The 2,791-nt window shown below is 62.7% G+C and carries 2 protein-coding genes and 1 pseudogene; all 3 read left to right on the forward strand.

Annotated features, from left to right (window positions below):
- Positions 1-314: pseudogene (locus tag ACILRN_RS16520) on the forward strand (tRNA (adenosine(37)-N6)-dimethylallyltransferase MiaA); the annotation flags it as partial.
- 20 nt (positions 315-334) lie between these two features.
- On the forward strand, positions 335-1,282 hold the full coding sequence (locus ACILRN_RS16525) for an NAD(P)H-binding protein (protein WP_395690057.1): 948 nt from the start codon (positions 335-337) through the stop codon (positions 1,280-1,282).
- 207 nt (positions 1,283-1,489) lie between these two features.
- A partial coding sequence (gene ilvB, locus ACILRN_RS16530; RefSeq protein ID WP_395690058.1) for a biosynthetic-type acetolactate synthase large subunit occupies positions 1,490-2,791 on the forward strand: 1,302 nt, incomplete at its 3' end.

Here is a 2,791-nt window from a genome sequence, read left to right on the forward strand (position 1 = left end):
GGATGTTTCTCGATGTGCCCCGGCCCGAACTCTATGCGAGGGCCGAGACGCGCTTCGAATGGATGCTCTCGAAAGGCGCGATTGCCGAGGCGCGGCAGCTCATCGGGCTCGATCCGGCTCTTCCGGCGTTGCGCGCGATCGGTGTTCGTGAGCTTCTGGCACATCTCAGGGGTGAAGCCAGCCTCGAGGAGGCGACAGCCGCCGCCAAGCAGGCAACCCGGCGCTACATCAAGCGGCAACTGACCTGGTGGCGAGGGCAGATGGCGCACTGGCAATCCGGCCCCCAACATGATAAGATAAAAACAATTTACTGAGTTCAGCGGAGGCTTGCGCCATGCAGGTTGCGATCATCGGAGCCTCTGGCGCAATCGGACGGTCGGTCGCCGAGGCATACCACCGGGCCGGGGAGAGGGTGAGGCTGGTCGGTCGCCAGGCCGTGCCTCTCGAAGCCCTTGCCTCAACCGGAGACGAGGTCGTGACGGCGGATGTCTCGACTCTTGCGGGCTGCCGCGCTGCGGTCGCCGGCATGGACGCCGCCGTCTACAGTTTCGGGCTGCCCTATTCCGACAGGGCTTTCGCGGCCTATCCCGAAATGATGCAGCACTTCCTCGCTGCAGTTCGCGGGGCTGGTTTGAAGCGTGTCCTGCTGATCACCAACATCTATGCCTACGGCATGGCCCAGAGCGCGCAAGTTGCCGAAGACCATCCTCGTGTTCCCTGTTCAGTCAAGGGTGAGTGGCGAAAGCGCCAGGAGGACATCTTCCTCGCAGCCTCGGGCAACGGGCCTGAGTGCATCTCCCTGCGCCTGCCCGATTTCTATGGCCCGCGGGTTGCCACGAGCATGCTGTATGGTGTTGCCAAGGCTGCTGCTGCCGGCAGAACCGGATTGTTGCTAAGCCCTGCCGATCAACCGCATGAATTTGGCTTCACGCCAGACGTGGGCCCCGTGGTGCGCGATCTCTTGCGCCATCAGGGCGCGGTTGCGGGGCCCTACAACCTGGCAGGGGCAGGCGTCATCAGTCTGCGTGGTCTGGCCGAGCTCATGTATCAGGCAGCAGGACGCCCGCCGAGGCTGCGGGTGCTCCCGGTCTGGCAGCAATCCCTGCTCGGCCTGGTCGTGCCGGCCCTGCGGGAGATTGCAACAATGCGATATCTTCTTAAGCATCCGGTCCTGCTCGATGACAGCAAGCTGAGGACCCTGCTGCCCGGACTGCGAAAGACCAGCTATGCAGACGGGGCACGGGCGACTGTGGCTGCGGCCGGGAAGACGAAGGCCTCTTGACGCCGACCGCGCGGCCCCGTACTGTCGCCAGATGGTTTTGATTGTAGTAGTAGGACCGCGCAGCGCCGGGGAGGTTTAAAACCTCCACGCTCATGTGGTGCTGCGCGGATATCAGGCTCCCTCGGGGGCCTTTTTTGTTGCCCGGACGTGACGGGCGTGTTTGAGGGTACGGCAAAGGTCAAGAGGTGTGAGATGGCAACCGGAGAGATGACAGGCGCGGAGATCGTGCTCAAGGCACTGCAGGATCAGGGTGTCGAGCATGTGTTCGGATATCCCGGCGGGGCGGTGCTGCCGATCTATGACGAGATCTTCCAGCAGGAAAAGGTCAGGCACATCCTTGTCCGGCATGAGCAGGGAGCCACCCATGCGGCGGAAGGCTACGCCCGTTCGACCGGCAAGTGCGGCGTGGTGCTGGTCACTTCTGGCCCGGGCGCCACCAATGCAGTGACCGGCCTGACCGACGCGCTGATGGATTCGATCCCGATGGTCTGCATCACCGGGCAGGTGCCCACTCACCTGATCGGCAATGACGCGTTTCAGGAGTGCGACACGGTCGGCATCACCCGCCCCTGCACCAAGCACAACTATCTGGTGAAGGACGTGAACGACCTGGCGCGCATTCTGCATGAAGCGTTCTATGTGGCGACCCATGGCCGCCCCGGCCCTGTGGTCGTCGACATCCCGAAGGACGTGCAGTTCGCCAAGGGCCGCTATGTCGGCCCCAAGAATATCGAACACAAGACCTATCGTCCGCGCGTCAAGCCCGATCAGGAGGCCGTCCGCGCCGCAGTGGAACTGATCGCCTCGGCCAAGCGTCCGATCCTCTATACCGGCGGCGGCGTCATCAACTCAGGCCTCACGGCTTCGAAACTGCTCCGCGACTTTGCCGCCATGACCGGCATTCCGGTCACGTCGACGCTGATGGGCCTTGGCGCTTATCCGGCGAGTGGCAAGAACTGGCTTGGCATGCTGGGCATGCACGGCATGTATGAAGCCAACATGGCGATGCATGACTGCGATGTGATGATCAATGTCGGGGCCCGCTTCGATGACCGGATCACCGGCCGCCTCAACGCCTTTTCGCCGAACTCGAAGAAGATCCACATCGACATCGACCCGTCCTCGATCAACAAGACGGTGCGGGTCGACATCCCGATCGTGGCTGATGTTGCCCATGCGCTGGAGGACATGATCCGGGTCTGGAAGTCGAAGTCACTGTCGCTCGACAGGAAGGCGATGGATGCCTGGTGGAAGCAGATCGAGGGCTGGAAGGCCAGGGATTGCCTCAAGTACAAGAAGAATTCCGACGTCATCATGCCGCAATATGCAGTCGAGAGGCTCTATGCCCTGACCAAGGATCTGGACACCTACATCACCACCGAAGTGGGTCAGCACCAGATGTGGGCCGCTCAGTTCTACCGCTTCGAGGAGCCCAACCGCTGGATGACCTCCGGTGGGCTTGGCACCATGGGCTACGGGCTTCCCGCCGCGGTCGGTGTGCAGCAGGCG

Origin of the sequence: Aestuariivirga sp., from assembly GCF_044238155.1 — a bacterium.
GTDB lineage: Bacteria > Pseudomonadota > Alphaproteobacteria > Rhizobiales > Aestuariivirgaceae > Aestuariivirga.

Excerpts from the sequence above, each read along its gene's own strand:
- ACILRN_RS16525 (WP_395690057.1), top strand. The coding sequence starts at position 335 with ATGCAGGTTGCGATCATCGGAGCCTCTGGCGCAATCGGACGGTCGGTC.